The sequence below is a fragment of the Pseudomonas sp. B21-036 genome (assembly GCF_024748925.1).
Taxonomy (GTDB): domain Bacteria; phylum Pseudomonadota; class Gammaproteobacteria; order Pseudomonadales; family Pseudomonadaceae; genus Aquipseudomonas; species Aquipseudomonas palmensis.
On record NZ_CP087178.1, the window covers coordinates 4,612,848 to 4,631,556 of the forward strand.

Genomic DNA, 18,709 nt, shown 5'->3' on the forward strand with positions numbered 1-18,709 from the left:
TCCTCCTCGCGTGTTGAACTTATGAAATTACAAATGCAAACGCGCCCTGGGGGCCCTCCATACTGCAGAGGGACCCCAGGGCGCGCGTTAAACTAACAGATTTTACCCTGTGATCAGTGCACGTCCTTCCAGTATTCGCGCTTGAGCAGGTAGGCGAACACGAAGAAGAAGGCCAGGTACAGCAGCACGTAGGTGCCGATGCGCTGGCTCTGCAGCTTGACCGGGTTGGCCGAGTAGGCCAGGAAGGTCACCAGGTTCTTGACCTTCTCGTCGAACTGCTCGTCGGTCAGGGTACCGGATTTCGGCACGATGGTCAGCTGATCGCACGCTTCGTGGGTCAGCGGGGCACCGGTGAGCGGGTCAAACTGCTTCTTGCCCTCGACCACGGTCTGGATCTGCTTGCAACCGACCACCTGACGCCCCTGCAGGCCCACCAGCACGTTTGGCATGCCAACGTTGGGGAAGACCTTGTTGTTCACACCCCAAGGGCGTGACGGGTCCTCGTAGAAGGCCCGCAGGTAGCTGTACAGCCAATCGGTGCCGCGTACCCGCGCCACCAGGGTCAGGTCGGGCGGCGCCGCACCGAACCAGGCCTTGGCGTCGGCCGGCTGCATGCCGATGTTCATGTGGTCGCCGATCTTGGCGCCGGTGAACACCAGCTTCTCGAGCATCAGCTCGTGCGGGATGCCCAGGTCATCGGCGACACGCTCGTAACGCTGGAACTTGGCGCTGTGGCAACCCATGCAATAGTTGGCAAAGGTCCGTGCGCCGTCCTGCATGGCGGCCTTGTCGGTCAGGTCGATGTCGACCTTGTCCAGTTCCACGCCGTGTTCGGCGGCGAAGGTCAGCGAAGGCATCACTGCCAGGAGCAATACTGCAAATAGCTTTTTCATCAGCCAGTCACCCTTTCCGGAACCGGTTTGGTCTTCTCGAGCCTGGTGTAGAACGGCATCAGAATGAAGTAGGCGAAATACAGGAAGGTACATACCTGCGACAGCAAGGTGCGACCCGGGGTTGGCGCCAGCACGCCGAGCACGCCCAGGATCACGAAGGAGATGCAGAACACCCACAGCCAGGCCTTGCTCATCCAGCCCTTGTAGCGCATCGACTTGACCGGGCTACGGTCCAGCCATGGCAGCACGAACAGCACCGCGATCGCAGCACCCATGGCGATCACGCCCAGCAGCTTGTCGGGTACCGCACGCAGGATCGCGTAGAACGGCGTGAAGTACCACACAGGGGCGATGTGCTCCGGGGTCTTGAACGCGTTGGCTTGTTCGAAGTTGGGTTTCTCCAGGAAGTAGCCGCCCATTTCCGGGAAGAAGAACACGATCATGCAGAAGACGAACAGGAACACCACCACGCCGACGATATCCTTGACGGTGTAGTACGGGTGGAACGGGATGCCGTCCAGCGGAATGCCGTTCTCGTCCTTTTTCTTCTTGATGTCCACGCCATCCGGGTTGTTCGAACCCACTTCGTGCAGCGCCAGGATGTGCAGCACCACCAGGCCGAGAATCACGATCGGCAGGGCCACCACGTGCAGGGCGAAGAAGCGGTTCAGGGTAATGCCGGAGATCAGGTAGTCGCCACGGATCCACTGGGTCAGGTCGCCGCCGATGACCGGGATGGCGCCGAACAGCGAGATGATCACCTGGGCACCCCAGTACGACATCTGGCCCCAGGGCAGCAGGTAGCCCATGAAGGCCTCTGCCATCAGCGCCAGGTAGATCAGCATGCCGAACAGCCATACCAGCTCGCGTGGCTTCTGGTACGAGCCGTAGAGCAGGCCACGGAACATGTGCAGGTAGACCACGATGAAGAACGCCGACGCACCCGTGGAGTGCAGGTAGCGCAGGATCCAGCCGTATTCGACGTCACGCATGATGTATTCGACCGAGGCGAACGCCTCTTCGGCCGAAGGGGTGAAGCTCATGGTCAGCCACACGCCGGTCACGATCTGGTTGACCAGGACCAGCAGGGCCAGGGAGCCGAAGAAATAGAAGAAGTTGAAGTTCTTCGGTGCGTAGTACTTGCTCAGGTGATCTTCCCACATCTTGGTGGCGGGGAAGCGGGCGTCAACCCAGTCCATGAACTTACTCATCACGCGTTCTCCTGATCGACGCCGACGACGATGATGTCATCCGACTCGTACGAGTGCGGTGGCACTGGCAGATTGAGCGGCGCTGGCTGGGACTTGTAGACGCGGCCGGCGAGGTCGTAGTGGGAGCCGTGGCATGGGCAGAAATAGCCACCCACCCACTTGGGACCCAGGTCGACAGGCGCCACTTCGGGACGGAAGGTCGGCGAGCAGCCCAGGTGGGTGCACAGGCCGACGAGCACGAGGATTTCCGGCTTGATCGAGCGGTTCGACGGGTCGACGTAGGCCGGCTGCTCCGACGCCTTGGACTCGGGGTCGGAGAGCTCACCGGTGATCTTCTTCAGGTTGCCCAGGATCTCCTCGGTGCGGCGGACGATGAACACGGGTTGGCCGCGCCATTCAGCAATCATCTGCTGGCCGGGCTCCACCTTGGCGATGTTGACCTTGACCGGTGCACCGGCAGCTTTCGCCTTGGCACTGGGAAACCATGACCCTACGAACGGGACCGCAGCCCCCACCGCTCCTGCAGCACCCACCACGGACGTGGCTGCTACCAGGAAGCGACGCCGGCCTGCATTGACGCCGTCATTGCTCATTCAGTCCTCTCCCATCAGCTTTGTGGCCTGTTGCAACAGGCATCTACTAAGTAAATTTCGAACTGCTAAAAATAAATTTCGAACTGCTAAAAATTTGCCGCATGGTAATGAAAAGACCCATCGAAGACAAGGTTATTACCCGGCATAAAGGCTGTATCCCTTATAGCACTTGACCTGCGTCTATGCGGCAAGTTGTCACACAGGGTCGGCAGCCCCTTTTATTCAAGACATAAAAAAAGCCCGGTTCCACCAGGAACCGGGCTTTTTTTGAACGCCGAAGCGAATTAACGCTTGGAGTACTGAGGACGCTTACGTGCTTTACGCAGACCCACTTTCTTACGCTCGACTTCACGAGCGTCACGGGTAACGAAGCCAGCTTTGCGCAGAGCGCCACGCAGGGTTTCGTCGTAGTCCATCAGTGCACGGGTGATACCGTGACGGATAGCGCCCGCTTGACCGCTGACACCACCACCGATGACGGTGACGTAGATGTCGAACTTCTCGGTGGTTTCGGTGAGTTCCAGCGGCTGGCGAACTACCATGCGCGCGGTTTCACGACCGAAGAAGGTCTCGAGGGAGCGGTTGTTGATGGAGATGCTGCCAGTACCCGGACGCAGGAAAACGCGTGCGGTTGCAGTCTTGCGACGGCCAGTGCCGTAATTTTGAGTCGCCGACATAATGAACTATTCCGTTAAATCTTCAGTTCTTGGGGCTGCTGAGCAGTATGAGGGTGTACAGCGCCCGCATAGACTTTCAGCTTACGGTACATGTCGCGACCCAGCGGGTTTTTAGGCAGCATGCCCTTTACCGCGGTCTCGATCACGCGCTCAGGCGCTTTGGCGATCAACTTCTCGAAGTTGATTTCCTTGATGCCGCCCGGGAAACCGGAGTGGGAGTAGTACATTTTGTCCGAAGTCTTGGCACCAGTAACACGTACCTGCTCGGCATTGATCACGACGATGTAGTCGCCGGTGTCAACGTGAGGGGTGTATTCTGGCTTGTGCTTGCCACGCAGACGGCTCGCGATCTCAGTGGCCAGACGACCCAGGGTCTTGCCAGCAGCGTCAACGACGAACCAGTCGCGTTTTACTGTTTCCGGTTTAGCAGTAAAAGTTTTCATTCTTTATAGCCTCAGGGGCCGTCCCGCAATTTTAAGACGGCAGATCTTACTGAATAGTGCGTACTTTGACAAGGTCAAAGGCAGCCGGATACGGACGCTATCGGGGGCTCGGGTCAGCACGTCCAATACTCGGCAAGATTCTTCGGCGGCGGGGCATCACTTCCACTGCTGAGAGAGGTGCAGAATTATCCAGATTGCAGAAAAAATATCAACCTGCTTTTATGCTTCTTTTGCCGTGGAGATCGTCATGGAGTATCGCCAGCTGGGTCGCACCGACCTCAACGTGAGTGCATTGTGCCTGGGCAGCATGACCTGGGGCGAGCAGAACGACCAGGCCGAGGGCTTCGCCCAGATCGAACGGGCCAAGGCGGCCGGGATCAATTTCATCGATACCGCGGAGATGTACCCGGTGCCGCCGCGCCCGGAAACCTACTCGGCCACCGAGCAGATCATCGGCAACTGGTTCAGCCAGCGCGGCGATCGCGCCGGCTGGATCCTGGCCAGCAAGGTGGCCGGCCCCGGCAACGGCATCAGCCACATTCGCGACGGCCAGCTCAAGCACAACCGCCAGCACATCGTGGCAGCCCTGGACGCCAGCCTCAAGCGCCTGCAGACCGACTGGATCGACCTGTACCAGCTGCACTGGCCCGAGCGCAGCACCAACTTCTTCGGCAAGCTGGGCTACCAGCACCTGCCCCAGGACCACTTCACGCCGCTGGAGGAAACCCTCGAAGTGCTCGACGAACAGGTCAAGGCAGGCAAGATCCGCCACATCGGCCTGTCCAACGAAACCCCGTGGGGCACCATGAAGTTCCTGCAACTGGCCGAAAGCCGCGGCTGGCCCCGTGCGGTCTCGATCCAGAACCCGTACAACCTGCTCAACCGCAGCTTCGAAGTGGGCCTGGCGGAAATCGCCATCCGCGAGCAGTGCGGCCTGCTGGCCTACTCGCCGCTGGCCTTCGGCATGCTGTCGGGCAAGTACGAGAACGGCGCGCGCCCGGAAAACGGCCGCCTGACCCTGTTCAACCGCTTCTCGCGCTATTCCAACCCGCAGACCGTCGCCGCGTGCAGCCGTTATGTGGCCCTGGCCCGCGAGCACGGCCTGGACCCGGCGCAGATGGCCCTGGCCTTCGTGACCCAGCAGCCGTTCGTGACCAGCAACATCATCGGCGCCACCTCGCTGGCACAACTGGACAGCAACCTGGCAAGCGCCAGCCTGAAGCTCGGTGACGAGCTGCTGGCCGCCATCGATGCGATCCACCAGGACCAGCCCAACCCCGCCCCGTAAAGCGCTGCAACGGTTCCCGCAGCCCGCTGCGGGAACCGAGGGTAGACACAATCGCCAAAAAATAAGACGATCCAGCCGGTGATTGACCACTCTACCCTATAAGAATAACGACAATGATGTTTACCCAACCTACCGCATCGCTGCGGCGCGTCAGCATCCTGGCCATCGACAAGGTATTCGCATCAACCCTGATGCAGGCCAAGGATTTCTTCCACCTGGCCAGCCTGCGCTATGGCAAGCAACTGGGCCTGGGCCTGCAACCGATGTTCGAAACCCGCCTCGTTAGCCCCGACGGGCTGCCCGTGCAGAGCTTCAGCGGCGTGCAGCTACCGGTGGACAGCGGCCTCGAGCAGGCCGACGTGATCATCCTGCCGGCGTTCTGGGACGACTTCGATGCCCTGTGCCAGCGCTACCCCCAGGTACTGCCCTGGCTGCGCGAGCAGCATGCCCGTGGCGCTGTGCTGTGCGGCGAGGCCAGCGGCGTGTTCTGGCTGGCCGAGGCCGGCCTGCTCGATGGCAAGGAGGCCACCACCTACTGGCGCTTCTTCGGCCAGTTCGCCGAACGCTTCCCGAAGGTGTCGCTGAACCAGGACAAGCACCTCACCGATGCCGACAACCTCTATTGCGCCGGCGGCGCCACCTCGGCCTGCGACCTGTACATCTACCTGATCGAGCGCTTCTGCGGGGCCAACGTGGCCCAGGCCGTGGCCCGCGACATCCTCTACGAGGTGCAACGCAACTACACCCCGGGGCGCATGGGCTTTGGCGGACAGAAACTGCACCAGGACCTGATCATCCTGCAGATCCAGCAGTGGCTGGAGGAACACTTCGCCGACAAGTTCCGTTTCGAGGACGTGGCACGCAACCATGGCATGAGCATCCGCAACTTCATGCGCAGGTTCCAGAGTGCGACGGGGGACAAGCCGCTGCATTATCTGCAACGGCTGCGGATCGAGACGGCGAAGGGCTTGCTGTCGGGGACGCGCAAGAGCATCAAGACCATCAGCTACGAGGTGGGCTATGACGACGCCAGCTTTTTTGCGCGATTGTTCAGGCAGCACACGGAGCTGTCGCCTAACCAGTATCGGCAGCAATTCATGCAGGAGGCCTGAGGGCCTATCGCGGGTCACGCCCGCCCCCACAGGTTCGCTGCAAACCTCTGTGGGAGCGGGCTGAGCCGCGACAGCAGTGACGCGATTTAAGGCTTGTGTGCCCGCGACAGGAACTCGTGGGACTGCATCTCCAGCAAGCGGCTCAGGGTACGCTGGAACTCGAAGCTCAGGCGCCCGCCGGTGTACAGGTCCTTGAGCTCCACTTCAGCCGAGATGATCAGCTTGACGTTGCGGTCGTAGAACTCGTCGACCATGTTGATGAAGCGACGCGCCAGATCGTCGGTGGCCACGCCCATCTGTTCCACGCCACTGAGCAGCACCGCATGGAAGATCTTGCCCAGTTCGATGTAGTCGTTCTGGCTGCGCGGGCCGTCGCACAGTTCGCGGAAGTCGAACCAGGCCACGTCGTCGCAGGTACGCAGCGCACGGATCTCGCGGTTCTCGATCATCAGCACGTCGTTTTCCACCGCCTGGGTGCATTCCGGCGTCAATGCGCGAAAGCTCTTGCGCAGGCTTTCGTGGGCCGCTTCATTCAGCGGGAAGTGGAACAGCTCGGCCTGCTCCAGGTGACGCAGGCGATAGTCCACGCCGCTGTCGACGTTGACGATGTCGGTGTTCTGCTTGATCAGGGCAATTGCCGGCAGGAAGCGCGCACGCTGCAGGCCGTCCTTGTACAGGCCGTCCGGCACGATGTTGGAGGTGGCCACCAGGGTCACGCCGTTCTTGAACAGCTCCTCCATCAGGGTGCCAAGGATCATCGCGTCGGTGATATCGGACACGAAGAACTCGTCGAAGCAGATCACCCGCGCCTCGTCGGAGAACCGCTTGGCAATGATGGTCAGCGGGTTCTTCTCGCCCTTGAGGGTCTTCATTTCCTCGTGCACGCGCTTCATGAAGCGGTGGAAGTGCGTACGCACCTTCTGCGGGAAAGGCAGCGCCTCATAGAACGTATCGACCAGGTAAGTCTTGCCGCGCCCTACCCCACCCCAGAAATACAGGCCCTTGACGGGCGCCTGCTCTTTCCTGCCGAACAGCTTGCCGAACACACCCGGCTTGCTGTTGTGCGCCGCGACCAGGTCGTCGTACAGGCGCTGCAAGTGACGCACCGCTGTTTCCTGCGCCGCGTCATGGAAGAATTCGGGACGTTTCAGATCTGCTTGATATCGTTCTAGGGGCGTCATAATTCGTTAGCAAGGCAACAAAAGCGGGCCGTCACTGTAGCGACGGCCCCGGGTAATGGCAATCAGACTTGCGATTGACGGTCAGTCCTGCTGGGGCTGCAAGGCAGCGCGCAGGCTTTCGATGGCGGCATCGCGCGCCGTGGCATCGGCGAACTGCGGCCCGTCGGCCACGCACTCGCCTTCCAGCCACAGGCTGAAGCCCAGGCCTTCGTCACGGACATCCAGCGGCTGGCCCAGTTGCAACTGCTTGCTCACCGCACCGGCCGCCTTGCCATCGGCAAAGCTGCGCGACAGCAGCAACTGCTCGCCGTCGGCTGCCAGCAGGCGGAAGCGGAAGCTGCCGTCCTCTTCACGGAAGCTCACGAAGCGTGCCGCCTTGACCGCCTTCTTCCTGGTTTCACCGCTGACCTGAACCGTGCTGCGGAACGAGCGCAGGCCCACTGCTTCGCGCAGTTGCTCAAGAAACGGCGTGGCGATCCTGCGGGCCTTCTGCGCGCCGGCCAGAAGAATGTCCTCCAGGTCCGCCGGGCGGGAAATCAGCTGGTGGTAATGCTCGCGCGGCGCGCTCAACTGGCCGTCGACCAGCTGGAACAGGCGCTGCTTGGCTTCGCCCCAGCCCAGCCCCTGCAGCAGTTCGCTGCGGAAGGCTTCGGCTTGCTCGGCGGTGGCAAAGGCCTGGAACAGGGTGAACAGGTGCGAGTTGTCCGGGTCCTTGGCCTCGCCCGGCGCGCGCGAGTCGGTGACGATGCGCGAGATCGCGTCCTTCATCTCCTTGGCACTGGTGAACAGCGGGATGGTGTTGTCGTAGCTCTTGGACATCTTGCGACCGTCCAGGCCCGGCAAGGTGGCCACGCTTTCCTCGATCAGCGCCTCGGGCATGGCGAAGAAGTCCTTGCCCTGGCCGAACAGGTGGTTGAAGCGCTGCCCGATATCACGGGCCATTTCCACGTGCTGGATCTGGTCGCGCCCCACCGGCACCTTGTTGGCATTGAACATCAGGATGTCCGCCGCCATCAGCACCGGATAGCTGTACAGGCCCATGCTCACGCCCGCATCCGGGTCTTCGCCGCTTTCCAGGTTCTTGTCCACCGAGGCCTTGTAGGCATGCGCGCGATTGAGCAGGCCCTTGGCCGCCACGCAGGTCAGCAGCCAGGTCAGCTCGGGGATCTCGGGAATGTCGGACTGGCGGTAGAAGGTCACGCGTTCCGGGTCCAGGCCGCCGGCCAGCCAGGTGGCGGCGATTTCCAGACGCGAGCGCTGGATGCGCTGCGGGTCGTCGCACTTGATCAGCGCATGGTAGTCGGCCAGGAAGTAGAACGAGTCGACGCCCGGCTGCTGGCTGGCGAGGACCGCCGGGCGGATGGCACCGGCATAGTTGCCAAGGTGCGGCGTGCCCGTGGTGGTGATACCGGTAAGGATACGAGTGGTCATGGGTAATCGCTTATCAGGCTTGTATCAGTTCGAAAGGCGTGGCAGCACCAGATCCTTGAGGTCGGTCAGCTTGCCGTGAAAAAAGTGACCGCATTCTGCCACTTTCAGCAGCTCATGGGGGCGCGCCAGTGCATCGGACCAGGCGTAGACAATCTGCGGATCGATCACCTCGTCGGTTTCGGGCTGGATCACGCTCAAGGCACCTGCCTGCGGCAGGCCGTCGGTACCGCCAAGGCGCATCACTGCCGGGGCTACCATGAACAGGTGCTTGAGCGTGACGCCCTGGGCTTCGAGCCGGCCGCCGAGGCTGGCCGCGACGAAGCCGCCGAAGGAGAAGCCCATCAGCGTCAAAGGTAATTCGGGATGTTTTTCGCGCAGCCAGGCTGCAGCGGCCTGTGCATCGTCGACTTCGCCGCTGCCCATGTCATGGCTGCCAGCGCTCTGGCCTACACCGCGGTAGTTGAAGCGCAGGGTGATGTAGCCGGCATCGCGTGCGGTGCGCTGCAGCATCGACACCACCTTGTTGGTCATGGTGCCGCCCTGCACGGGGTTGGGGTGGCACAGCAGGACGATGCCGCGAGGGTCTGCCACGTCCAGGTACAGGGCTTCCAGCTGGCCAACCGGGCCATCGATGAATACGGGGGTTTCGCGGATAAGCAAGGGTGAACTCCGTGACCTCTGGAGGGGTCGACTCGTCTAGCTGATGATTCTGTCTGAGATATTTGCGATCGCTCGCGGTATACAGCGCAGGTCCGAGCCGTTAACGTAAAGCAAAGCCGTTTATAGAGGAAGGACTCGTGGAACTCTCGCTCTTAGTTTGGTTGTTGCCGACCCTGGCCCTGGTAGTGGGTGTAGTCGTTGGTTTCCTGGTCGCCCGCCTCTTGCCCAATGCCGCCCCGAGCAGCACCCAGCGGCAGCTGGACGATATCCAGGAACGTTTTGACAGTTATCAGAGTGAAGTGGTGACCCATTTCAACAGCACCGCGGCGCTGGTCAAGAAGCTGACCCAGAGCTACCAGGAAGTGCAGGACCACCTGGCCGAAGGCGCCAACCGTCTGGCCCTGGACGAACAGACCCGTCAGCGCCTGCTGGCCGCACTGCACTCCGAAGCGCAGGGCCCGCGTGACCGTCTGACCCCGCCCAAGGACACCGAAGTGCCACGCGACTACGCGCCCAAGGCACCGAACACCCCGGGCATGCTGGATGAGCATTACGGGCTCAAGCGCTGATCGCAGCGGCCCCGTCACTGGCATGGCGCGCTCCTGCTGGAGCCGGCCTTGCCGGCGAATGCCACACCCAACCATCCGATACAAAGAAAAAAGGGGCCGATCGCCGGCCCCTTTTTTCATCCCCTCACATCAACGATACCAGGGGCCCGCCGCATCCAGCGCCGGATACCTGGCCCGTGCCTGCGCTATCACATCGACCTCCAGCAGCCCGTCATCCACCAGCGCCTGCAAGCTGGCCAGCACCACACTGAAGCGGTCCACCTCGAAGAACTGGCGCAACCGCTGGCGCGTATCGCTGCGCCCGAAGCCGTCGGTGCCCAGCGTCACGTATGGCGCCGGCACGTACTCGGCAATCAATTGCGGCCAGGCACGTACATAATCGGTCGCGGCAATCACCGGCGCATCCCCCACCAGGCACTGCGCCAGATGGCTGCTGCCGCCCAGCCCCAGACGCTGCCCGCGCTGCACATCCCGTGCATCACGCGCCAGTTCGCTGAAGCTGGTCACACTGAACACCTCGCTGGCGATGCCCCAGTCCGCCGCCAGCAGCTCGCTCGCGGCGATCACCTCGCGCAGGATCGCCCCGGAGCCCAGCAGGCGAACCCGCCCCAGGGCATGCTCCACCTGCTGTTCGGCAAACCGGTACATCCCGCGCAACACTGCCGCATGTGCCTCAGGTGGCAGGGAGGGGTGTGGATAACTTTCATTCATCACCGCCACATAGTGAAACTCGTCGCACTGCTCCACCAGCATGCGCCGCGCCGCGTGTTCCAGAATCACCGCCAGTTCGCCGGCAAAGCACGGCTCCCAGGCGCGGCAGTTGGGCACCATGGCCGCCATCACCAGGCTCGAGCCATCCTGGTGCTGCAAGCCTTCGCCGCCCAGGGTGGTGCGCCCTGCCGTGGCCCCCAGCAGCAGGCCACGTGCACGCTGGTCGGCCGCCGCCCATATCAGGTCGCCGACCCGCTGGAAGCCGAACATCGAGTAATAGATGTACACCGGCAACATCGGCTCGCCATGCACCGCATAGGAGGTGGCCGCCGCTACCCAGGACGACAGGGCCCCGGCCTCGGTGATGCCCTCCTCCAGCAACTGACCATCGCGCGACTCCCTGTAGGAGAGCAGCGAACTGGCATCTTCGGGTTCGTAGCGCTGCCCATGGGGCGAGTAGATGCCGATCTGCCGGAACAGGCTGGCCATGCCGAAGGTGCGCGCTTCATCGGCGACGATCGGCACCACCCGCGGCCCCAGCTCTGGGGCCTTGAGCCAGGCACCGAGCATGCGCACCGCAGCCATGGTGGTGGACATCTCCTTGCCCTCGGCGTGCAGCGCAAAACCGCCCATCACCTCCAGCGCCGGTACTGGCAGCGTGCGCGCCTGGGGCCGCCGCGACGGCAGGCTGCCGCCCAGGGCATTGCGCCGCTCGCGCAGGTAGCGCATCTCCCGGCTGTTTTCGTCCGGCCGGTAGAACTGCAACTGCTCAACCTGCGCATCGCTCAAGGGCAGGTGGAAGCGGTCACGGAAGGCCAGCAGCGCCTGCACATCGAGCTTCTTGGCCTGGTGCGCGGTCATGCGCGACTCGCCGGCCGCACTCATGCCGTAGCCCTTCTTGGTCTTGGCCAGGATCACCGTGGGCCGGCCCTTGCACGCCTTGGCGGCGGCAAAGGCGGCATACAGCTTGCGAAAATCATGGCCACCGCGCTTGAGCGCGTTGATCTCGGCCGAGCTCATGTGCTCGACCAGGCGCTGCAAGGCCGGGTGCTGGTTGAAGAAGTGTTCGAGGTTGTAGGCGCCGTCATTGGCCCCCAGGGTCTGGAACTGGCCGTCGGGGGTTGCCGCCAGCTGGCGCAGCAGCACGTGCTCGCTGTCGCGGGCAAACAGCGCATCCCATTCCGAGCCCCACAACACCTTGATCACGTTCCAGCCGGCGCCGCTGAACAGCGACTCCAGCTCCTGGATGATCTGGCCATTGCCACGCACCGGACCATCCAGGCGCTGCAGGTTGCAGTTGACGATGAAGGTCAGGTTGTCGAGTTGCTCACGGGCCGCCAGCGTCAGCCCGGCGATGGATTCGGGCTCGTCCATCTCGCCATCGCCGAACACGCCCCACACATGGCGCTGCGCGGTATCGGCCAGGCCGCGGTGCTGCAGGTAGCGCATGAAGCGCGCCTGGTACACGGCGTTTAGCGGGCCGATGCCCATCGACCCGGTGGGAAACTGCCAGAAGTCGGGCATCAGCCACGGGTGCGGGTAGGAGCACAGGCCATCGCCTGCGACCTCCTGCCGATAGCTGGCCAACTGAGCCTCGCTCAGGCGCCCTTCAAGAAAGGCCCGGGCATAGATGCCGGGCGCCGAGTGTGGCTGGAAGAACACCAGGTCGGCCGTGCGCTGCTCGCCGCCCTCCTCGCCGCGGAAGAAGTGCTGAAACCCCACCTCGAAGATCTCTGCGGCCGAAGCGTAACTGGCGATGTGCCCGCCCAGGTCACCGTAGGCATGGTTGGCACGCACCACCATCGCCAGGGCATTCCAGCGCAGGATGCTGGTGATGCGCTCGTCCAGTTCCAGGTCGCCCGGGTAGGCGCCCTGATGTTCGAGCGACAGGGTGTTGCGGTACGCCGAGTACGGCTGGGCACCACGCTCCAGGCCCAGTTCGCGGGCATGCGCCTCCAACTGTTCGAGCAGAAACCGCGCGCGGGCCGGGCCGCAGTGCGCCAGGGTCGACTCCAGCGCCTCCAGCCACTCTGCAGTTTCGCCAGGGTCGCTGTCACCGGGCACGCCGTCGCCAGGCACAAGGTTCATCATTGCCACCATTGCATTGACCTCATCCGTGACGGGTTCAGGCACTCGCCTTGAGTGCCTGTTGCACATCGGCCAGCAGGTCGTCGATGTCTTCCAGCCCCACCGACAACCGCACCAGCCCCTCGGAGATGCCGTAATGCGCACGCTCCTCTGGGGTATAGCTGGAATGAGTCATGCTTGCCGGGTGCTGCGCCAGCGACTCGGCATCGCCCAGGCTCACCGCCCGGCTGAACAGTTGCAGGGCGTTCATGAACCGCCGCCCTGCACCGATGCCGCCCTTGAGTTCGAAGGCGATCATGCCGCCCGGCTGGCTCATCTGCTGGCGGGCCAGGGTGTACTGCGGGAAGCTCGCCAGGCCCGGGTAATGGATCAGCTCCACCTGCGGCTGCCCGGCGAGGAACTCGGCCAGCACCTGAGCGTTGGCGCAGTGGCGGTCCATGCGCAGGTTGAGGGTCTTGATGCCGCGCATCAGCAGTGCGGCGTCATGGGGCGAGAGCACCGCACCGGTCATGTCCTTGAGGCCCTGCAGACGTATACGGTCCACCAGTGCCTGGCTGCCCACCACAATGCCAGCAGTGATGTCGCCATGGCCGCTCAGGTACTTGGTGGCCGAATGCACCACCAGGTCGGCGCCCAGCTCCAGTGGCCGTTGCAGGTACGGCGTGCAATAGGTGTTGTCGACCACCACGGTCGCGCCGTGCTTGCGTGCAATCTTCGCCACGCCGGCGATATCGGCCATGTGCATGTTGGGGTTGGCCGGCGACTCGAAATAGATCACCCGGGTGGCCGGCGTCATGGCCGCCTCCAGTGCCTGCAGGTCGGCCATGTCCACATGGCGCAGCTTGACCCCGAACTCGCCGATGCCGTGGTGCAGAAAGGCAAAGGTGCAGCCGTACAGGGTATTGCCCAGCAGCACCTCGTCACCGGGGCGCAGCAGTGTCCATAGCGTGGACGTGATCGCCCCCATGCCCGAGGCCAGCGCCAGCCCGGCCTCGCCGCCTTCCAGCGAGGCCATGCGTGCTTCCAGCAGGTTGAGGGTGGGGTTGGAGATGCGGCTGTAGAAATGCCCGGCCTGCTCGCCGGCAAAGCACGCAGCGCCGTACTCCACGGTGGGAAAGGTGAACGTCGCGGTCTGGTAGACCGGTGGCACCAGTGCGCCGCCGTGGTCCTGGGGGTCGTAGCCATGGTGAATGGCGCGGGTGGCAAATCCTGGGAGCTTGTTGGAGCCGTGCATGGCAACCGCCTCTTGTGGTTTGTTATAAGCTTATTCCACAGACCGGCTTAAATTTTTCCAAATACGCCTACGAAAAACGCCGTTCACTGACATAAAAACAACAAGAACAGGCTATGGAGGGCAAGACATGCCTAGCGCCATCGACCGTACCGACCGCGCACTGCTGGCCGCGCTGCAAGACAACGCCCGACTGACCGTGGCCGAGCTCGCCGACAGCGTCGCCCTGACCACCTCGCCGTGCTGGCGGCGGGTCAAGCTGCTGGAGGAGTCGGGCTACATCACCGGCTATCAGGCCATCCTGTCACCCAAGGCACTGGGCTTCGGAGTGACCGCCTTCGTCAGCATCATGATGGATTCGCACAGCAAGGAGATGGCCCGGGCATTCGAGCAGCGGCTGATGGATATCCCCGAAATCGTGGCGTGTCACAACATCTCCGGGCGCTATGACTTCCTGCTGGAGATTCTGGCGCGGGATCTGGAGTCGTTCGGCGAGTTCACCCGCGAGGTACTGCAGCGGCTGCCGGGGGTGAAGGAGATCTATTCGAGCTTCTCGTTCAAGGCGGTGAAGGAGAAGCGGGTGATTCCGGTGGCACAGAAGCATATTTGAAGCGGCGTGTCCGCTGGGCACTTCCCCGGCAAGGCCTGCTCCTGCATGGCCTTGCGCTCACCGTAGGAGCCGGCCTTGCCGGCGAAGCGGCCAGCCGCCACAAAAAAGCCCGCGATGGCCTTCACCATCGCGGGCTTTTCATTCAGCAGCAGCGCTTAGATCGCGCCACGCTTGCGCAGCAGTTCCAGTACCTGCTTGACGCCCTCTTCCACGCCAACGCTCTGGGTGTCGATCACCAGGTCCGCATCCTGCGGCACGTCATACGGGAAGCTCTCGCCCGGGATGTTGTCGCCACCGGCCGCGTACAGCCCCTGCGGATCACGCTCACGGCACGCCAACGGCGAAGCCTGGACGTAAACGGTCAGCAAGCGCTCCTTGCCGATCAGCGCCTTGGCCTGTTCACGGCCTTCGGCATCCGGTGCCACGAACGCGGCCAGGGTCAGCAAGCCCGCTTCGTTGAACTGACGCGCCACATGCGCAGCACGACGCCAGTTCTCGGTACGCCCGGCACGGTCCTGCGGCAGGCCTTTGTTCAGGTCATGGCGCAGGTTCTGCCCATCGAGCACGTACACCGCACGGCCCATGTCGAACAGCTTGCGCTCAACGGCATACGCCAGGGTGCTCTTGCCCGCGCCCGACAGGCCGCTGAACAGCACGGTGGCCGGCTGCTGGCCGAAGCGCAAGGCACGCTCCTCGGTGGTCACGTGGGCCTGCCTGCCATGCTGGCCGGTGCTGCCGTGAGGCAGTACCGGTGGCGCGATGATCATGCCCGCGCCCACGGTGCCGTTGGTCAGGCGGTCGATGATGATGAACGCGCCGGTGGTGCGGTTGCTGTCGTAGCCGTCCAGCGCGATCGGAGCGTCCAGGCTCACCTTGACCTTGCCGATCTCGTTGAGCTGCAACGCGCTCGCAGCGCCCTGTTCCAGGGTGTTCACATCGACCTTGTGGGCGATGCTGGCAATCGAGCCCGGCACGTAGCTGGTGGCGCGCTTGATGTCGTATTTCTTGCCCGGCAGCATCGGCTCTTCGGCCATCCACACCAGCATGGCGTCGAACTGGTCGGTCACCGGCGGGACGTTGTCGGCATGCACCAGCAGGTCGCCACGGGAGATGTCGATCTCGTCTTCCATGGTCAGGGTCACGGCCTGGCCCGGGCCGGCCTGCTCCAGCTCACCTTCGTAGGTGACGATGGACTTCACGCGGCTGCTCTTGCCCGACGGCAGCACCACGATCTCGTCGCCCTTGTGTACCACGCCGCTGGCCAGGGTGCCGGCAAAGCCACGGAAGTTCAGGTTGGGCCGGTTGACGTACTGCACCGGAAAACGCAGGTCGGTGAAGTTGCGGTCGGCAGCCACTTCCACGGTTTCGAGGATTTCCATCAGCGCAGGGCCGGTGTACCACGGCGAACGCTCGCTGCGGTTGACCACGTTGTCGCCCTTGAGCGCCGACATCGGCACGAAGTGCAGGCTGCTGGGGGTCATGTTGATGGCTTCGGCAAACTTCAGGTAGTCGGCCTTGATGCCTTCGAACACGTCCTGGTCGAAGCCCTTGAGGTCCATCTTGTTCACGGCCACGACGATGTGCTTGATGCCCAGCAGCGAAGCGATGTAGCTGTGCCGGCGGGTCTGGGTCTGCACGCCGTAGCGCGCGTCCACCAGGATGATCGCCAGGTCGCAGGTGGACGCACCGGTGGCCATGTTGCGGGTGTACTGCTCGTGACCCGGGGTGTCGGCGATGATGAACTTGCGCTTGGCCGTGGAGAAATAGCGGTAGGCCACATCGATGGTGATGCCCTGCTCGCGCTCGGCCTGCAGGCCGTCGACCAGCAATGCCAGGTCGATGTCGTCACCGGTGGTGCCGACTTTCTTCGAATCGCGGGTAATGGCTTCCAGATGGTCTTCGTAGATCATCTTGGAGTCGTGCAGCAGGCGCCCGATCAGGGTGCTCTTGCCGTCGTCGACGTTACCGCAGGTCAAGAAGCGCAGCAGTTCCTTGCGTTCGTGCTGGGCCAGGTAGGCGAGGATGTCCTCGCTGATCAATTCGGATTGGTGCGACATGGTCTGACCCTAACTTAGAAATAGCCCTGACGTTTCTTGTCTTCCATGGAACCTGCGCCATCGTGGTCGATGACGCGGCCCTGGCGCTCGGAAGTGCGCGTCAGGAGCATTTCCTGAATGATGTCGGTCAGGCTCTCGGCCTCCGACTCCACCGCGCCCGTCAACGGGTAGCAGCCAAGGGTACGGAAACGCACTTTCTTCTTGACGATGCGGGCCTTCTCTTCATCCGAGAGGTGCTCCAGGATGCGCTCGTCATCGATCATGATCAGGGTGCCGTTCTTCTCGATCACTTCGCGCTCGGCTGCAAAGTACAGCGGCACGATCGGGATGCCTTCGAGGTAGATGTACTGCCAGATATCCAGCTCGGTCCAGTTCGACAGCGGGAACACGCGAATCGACTCGCCCTTGTTGACCTTGCCGTTGTACACGTTCCACAGCTCTGGGCGCTGGTTCTTCGGGTCCCAGCGGTGCTTGCTGTCACGGAACGAGTACACGCGCTCCTTGGCCCGCGACTTCTCTTCGTCGCGGCGCGCGCCACCGAAGGCGGCGTCGAAGCCGTGCTTGTCGAGCGCCTGCTTGAGGCCCTCGGTCTTCATGATGTCGGTGTGCTTGGCACTGCCGTGGGTGAACGGATTGATGCCCTGGGCAACGCCATCGGGGTTGACGTGGGTGATCAGCTCCAGGCCCATTTCCTCGACCATCTTGTCGCGGAAGCTGTACATCTCCTGGAATTTCCACTGGGTGTCGACGTGCATCACCGGAAACGGCAGCTTGCCCGGGAAGAAGGCCTTGCGTGCCAGGTGCAGCATCACGGCCGAATCCTTGCCGATCGAGTACAGCATCACCGGGTTGTCGAACTCGGCGGCCACCTCACGAATGATGTGGATGCTCTCCGCCTCCAACTGTTTCAAATGCGTCAGCTTGTCGACCATGGCTACTCACGGAAAATCAATCTTATGGACGGCCAGCGGGCCGTGTTCGAGCGGGCCACTTTATCACAGCACCCGATTCTATTTAGGCAGGCTACTAGAACGAAACAGTATAAGAATATGCCTTGGCGTTTTAGCCTCAGATCGGGTTCGGGCAGTCGATGAACAGGTGTTCCAGAGCGAATCGACGTGCCAGGTAATCGCCCAGCGCCTGCACCCCGTAACGCTCGGTGGCGTGGTGGCCGGCGGCGATGAAGCTGATGCCGTTCTCGCGAGCACTGTGGAAAGTCTGTTCCGACGCCTCGCCGCTCAAGTACAGGTCGACCCCTGCGGCAATCGCCTGGTCGATGTAGCCCTGGCCGCCGCCGGTGCACCAGCCCACCCGGCGAATGACCTCGTCGCCTTCGATCAGCAGCGGCTCGCGGCCCATCACGTCGCTGACCTTGCGCGCGAAATCCCGCGCCGACATCGGTTCGGCCAGCGAGCCCACCAGGCCCACCACCCGTGGGTTGGCCGGGTCCAGCGGGCCCTCGACGGTGATGTCCAGCTGGCGCGCCAGCTGCACGTTGTTGCCCACCTCGGGGTGCAGGTCCAGCGGCAGGTGGTAGGCCAGCAGGCTCAGGTCGTGTTTGAGCAGGGTCTTGAGGCGGCGCTGCTTCATGCCGGTGATGCAGGGGTTCTCACCCTTCCAGAAGTAGCCGTGGTGCACCAGCACCAGGTCGGCGCCCGCCTCGACCGCAGCGTCCAGCAATGCCTGGCTGGCGGTGACGCCGGTGACGATGCGCGACACCTGCGGGTTGCCCTCGACCTGCAGGCCGTTGGGGCAGTAGTCCTGGATTTTTGCGCTGCCAAGGTAGCGATCGGCTTCCTCGACCAGGGTGCTCAGGGCAACAGCCATGCAAAGACTCCTCAATTCAGCGGTTCAGCGTGGCACAAGGCCTCGTATAATGGCCGCCATTATGAGCCGTCGACCGTTTTTGGGGAAACCGACGGCAACTGCCCGGGGGCGCGGCGCCATGACCGTC

The 18,709-nt window shown here is 62.9% G+C and carries 17 protein-coding genes; 4 read left to right on the forward strand and 13 right to left on the reverse strand.

Annotated features, from left to right (window positions below; all coding sequences use genetic code 11):
• Positions 1–113 precede the first annotated feature (113 nt).
• The 5 genes from LOY33_RS20855 to rplM form a co-directional block, all read right to left on the reverse strand.
• Positions 114–893 (reverse strand): cytochrome c1, encoded by a 780-nt coding sequence (locus LOY33_RS20855; RefSeq protein ID WP_043862049.1) that lies wholly within the window; start codon positions 891–893, stop codon positions 114–116.
• Positions 893–2,104, reverse strand: a complete 1,212-nt coding sequence (locus LOY33_RS20860) for a cytochrome bc complex cytochrome b subunit (protein ID WP_043862048.1) — start codon at positions 2,102–2,104, stop codon at positions 893–895. The genes LOY33_RS20855 and LOY33_RS20860 overlap by 1 nt, the downstream gene beginning before the upstream one ends.
• Complete coding sequence (gene petA / locus LOY33_RS20865) at positions 2,104–2,697, reverse strand: ubiquinol-cytochrome c reductase iron-sulfur subunit (RefSeq protein WP_043862047.1); 594 nt, start codon at positions 2,695–2,697, stop codon at positions 2,104–2,106. The genes LOY33_RS20860 and petA overlap by 1 nt, the downstream gene beginning before the upstream one ends.
• A gap of 284 nt (positions 2,698–2,981) precedes the next feature.
• Positions 2,982–3,374, reverse strand: coding sequence for a 30S ribosomal protein S9 (gene rpsI, locus LOY33_RS20870; protein ID WP_043862046.1), 393 nt, complete (start codon positions 3,372–3,374; stop codon positions 2,982–2,984).
• Positions 3,375–3,388: 14 nt separating this feature from the next.
• Positions 3,389–3,817 (reverse strand): 50S ribosomal protein L13, encoded by a 429-nt coding sequence (rplM, locus tag LOY33_RS20875; RefSeq protein WP_043862045.1) that lies wholly within the window; start codon positions 3,815–3,817, stop codon positions 3,389–3,391.
• 247 nt (positions 3,818–4,064) lie between these two features.
• Between rplM and LOY33_RS20880 the strand changes: the two genes are divergently transcribed.
• Together LOY33_RS20880 and LOY33_RS20885 are read left to right on the forward strand one after the other, a co-directional pair.
• Positions 4,065–5,105 (forward strand): NADP(H)-dependent aldo-keto reductase, encoded by a 1,041-nt coding sequence (locus LOY33_RS20880; RefSeq protein ID WP_104571972.1) that lies wholly within the window; start codon positions 4,065–4,067, stop codon positions 5,103–5,105.
• A gap of 215 nt (positions 5,106–5,320) precedes the next feature.
• Positions 5,321–6,217: a GlxA family transcriptional regulator gene (locus LOY33_RS20885; protein ID WP_167400212.1), complete on the forward strand. Its 897-nt coding sequence runs from the start codon at positions 5,321–5,323 to the stop codon at positions 6,215–6,217.
• A gap of 86 nt (positions 6,218–6,303) precedes the next feature.
• On the opposite strand, the gene zapE is transcribed toward LOY33_RS20885, so the two are convergent.
• From zapE to LOY33_RS20900, 3 genes are all read right to left on the reverse strand, one after another.
• Positions 6,304–7,398 carry a cell division protein ZapE gene (gene zapE, locus LOY33_RS20890; RefSeq protein WP_043862043.1) on the reverse strand — a complete coding sequence of 365 codons (1,095 nt, stop codon included), beginning with the start codon at positions 7,396–7,398 and terminating at the stop codon, positions 6,304–6,306.
• An 81-nt stretch (positions 7,399–7,479) separates the two neighbouring features.
• Positions 7,480–8,829, reverse strand: coding sequence for a tryptophan--tRNA ligase (locus LOY33_RS20895; protein WP_043862042.1), 1,350 nt, complete (start codon positions 8,827–8,829; stop codon positions 7,480–7,482).
• Between the two features lie 24 nt (positions 8,830–8,853).
• Positions 8,854–9,489: an alpha/beta hydrolase gene (locus LOY33_RS20900; protein WP_054914842.1), complete on the reverse strand. Its 636-nt coding sequence runs from the start codon at positions 9,487–9,489 to the stop codon at positions 8,854–8,856.
• Positions 9,490–9,626: 137 nt separating this feature from the next.
• Here LOY33_RS20900 and LOY33_RS20905 point away from each other — a divergent pair, with 137 nt between their 5' ends.
• Entirely contained in the window at positions 9,627–10,058 is a 432-nt protein-coding gene (locus tag LOY33_RS20905; protein ID WP_043862040.1) for a YhcB family protein, read from the forward strand.
• Between the two features lie 129 nt (positions 10,059–10,187).
• Here LOY33_RS20905 and mdeB read toward each other — a convergent pair whose 3' ends face one another.
• Together mdeB and LOY33_RS20915 are read right to left on the reverse strand one after the other, a co-directional pair.
• Complete coding sequence (gene mdeB, locus LOY33_RS20910; RefSeq protein ID WP_258662917.1) at positions 10,188–12,869, reverse strand: alpha-ketoglutarate dehydrogenase; 2,682 nt, start codon at positions 12,867–12,869, stop codon at positions 10,188–10,190.
• 25 nt (positions 12,870–12,894) lie between these two features.
• Complete coding sequence (locus LOY33_RS20915; protein WP_043861022.1) at positions 12,895–14,091, reverse strand: methionine gamma-lyase; 1,197 nt, start codon at positions 14,089–14,091, stop codon at positions 12,895–12,897.
• A 127-nt stretch (positions 14,092–14,218) separates the two neighbouring features.
• On the opposite strand from LOY33_RS20915, the gene LOY33_RS20920 reads away from it, so the two are divergent.
• A complete protein-coding gene (locus LOY33_RS20920; protein WP_043861021.1) occupies positions 14,219–14,698 on the forward strand; it encodes an Lrp/AsnC family transcriptional regulator in 480 nt (159 codons plus the stop codon).
• Positions 14,699–14,853: 155 nt separating this feature from the next.
• Here the strand turns inward: LOY33_RS20920 and cysN are convergent, their stop codons facing one another.
• The 3 genes from cysN to LOY33_RS20935 form a co-directional block, all read right to left on the reverse strand.
• Positions 14,854–16,755, reverse strand: a complete 1,902-nt coding sequence (cysN, locus tag LOY33_RS20925; RefSeq protein ID WP_123752848.1) for a sulfate adenylyltransferase subunit CysN — start codon at positions 16,753–16,755, stop codon at positions 14,854–14,856.
• Between the two features lie 14 nt (positions 16,756–16,769).
• Positions 16,770–17,687: a sulfate adenylyltransferase subunit CysD gene (gene cysD / locus LOY33_RS20930; RefSeq protein ID WP_058540870.1), complete on the reverse strand. Its 918-nt coding sequence runs from the start codon at positions 17,685–17,687 to the stop codon at positions 16,770–16,772.
• A gap of 136 nt (positions 17,688–17,823) precedes the next feature.
• The gene (locus LOY33_RS20935; protein ID WP_043861018.1) at positions 17,824–18,582 is read right to left on the reverse strand and encodes a Nif3-like dinuclear metal center hexameric protein; all 759 of its coding nucleotides are present in this window, start codon (positions 18,580–18,582) and stop codon (positions 17,824–17,826) included.
• Between the last annotated feature and the right edge of the window lie 127 nt (positions 18,583–18,709).

Coding starts and splice junctions, on each gene's coding strand:
- LOY33_RS20855 (WP_043862049.1), bottom strand. CDS start 893: ATGAAAAAGCTATTTGCAGTATTGCTCCTGGCAGTGATGCCTTCGCTG.
- LOY33_RS20915 (WP_043861022.1), bottom strand. CDS start 14,091: ATGCACGGCTCCAACAAGCTCCCAGGATTTGCCACCCGCGCCATTCAC.
- LOY33_RS20935 (WP_043861018.1), bottom strand. CDS start 18,582: ATGGCTGTTGCCCTGAGCACCCTGGTCGAGGAAGCCGATCGCTACCTT.
- LOY33_RS20895 (WP_043862042.1), bottom strand. CDS start 8,829: ATGACCACTCGTATCCTTACCGGTATCACCACCACGGGCACGCCGCAC.
- LOY33_RS20920 (WP_043861021.1), top strand. CDS start 14,219: ATGCCTAGCGCCATCGACCGTACCGACCGCGCACTGCTGGCCGCGCTG.
- rpsI (WP_043862046.1), bottom strand. CDS start 3,374: ATGTCGGCGACTCAAAATTACGGCACTGGCCGTCGCAAGACTGCAACC.
- rplM (WP_043862045.1), bottom strand. CDS start 3,817: ATGAAAACTTTTACTGCTAAACCGGAAACAGTAAAACGCGACTGGTTC.
- zapE (WP_043862043.1), bottom strand. CDS start 7,398: ATGACGCCCCTAGAACGATATCAAGCAGATCTGAAACGTCCCGAATTC.
- cysD (WP_058540870.1), bottom strand. CDS start 17,687: ATGGTCGACAAGCTGACGCATTTGAAACAGTTGGAGGCGGAGAGCATC.
- LOY33_RS20880 (WP_104571972.1), top strand. CDS start 4,065: ATGGAGTATCGCCAGCTGGGTCGCACCGACCTCAACGTGAGTGCATTG.
- petA (WP_043862047.1), bottom strand. CDS start 2,697: ATGAGCAATGACGGCGTCAATGCAGGCCGGCGTCGCTTCCTGGTAGCA.
- cysN (WP_123752848.1), bottom strand. CDS start 16,755: ATGTCGCACCAATCCGAATTGATCAGCGAGGACATCCTCGCCTACCTG.
- mdeB (WP_258662917.1), bottom strand. CDS start 12,869: ATGGTGGCAATGATGAACCTTGTGCCTGGCGACGGCGTGCCCGGTGAC.
- LOY33_RS20860 (WP_043862048.1), bottom strand. CDS start 2,104: ATGAGTAAGTTCATGGACTGGGTTGACGCCCGCTTCCCCGCCACCAAG.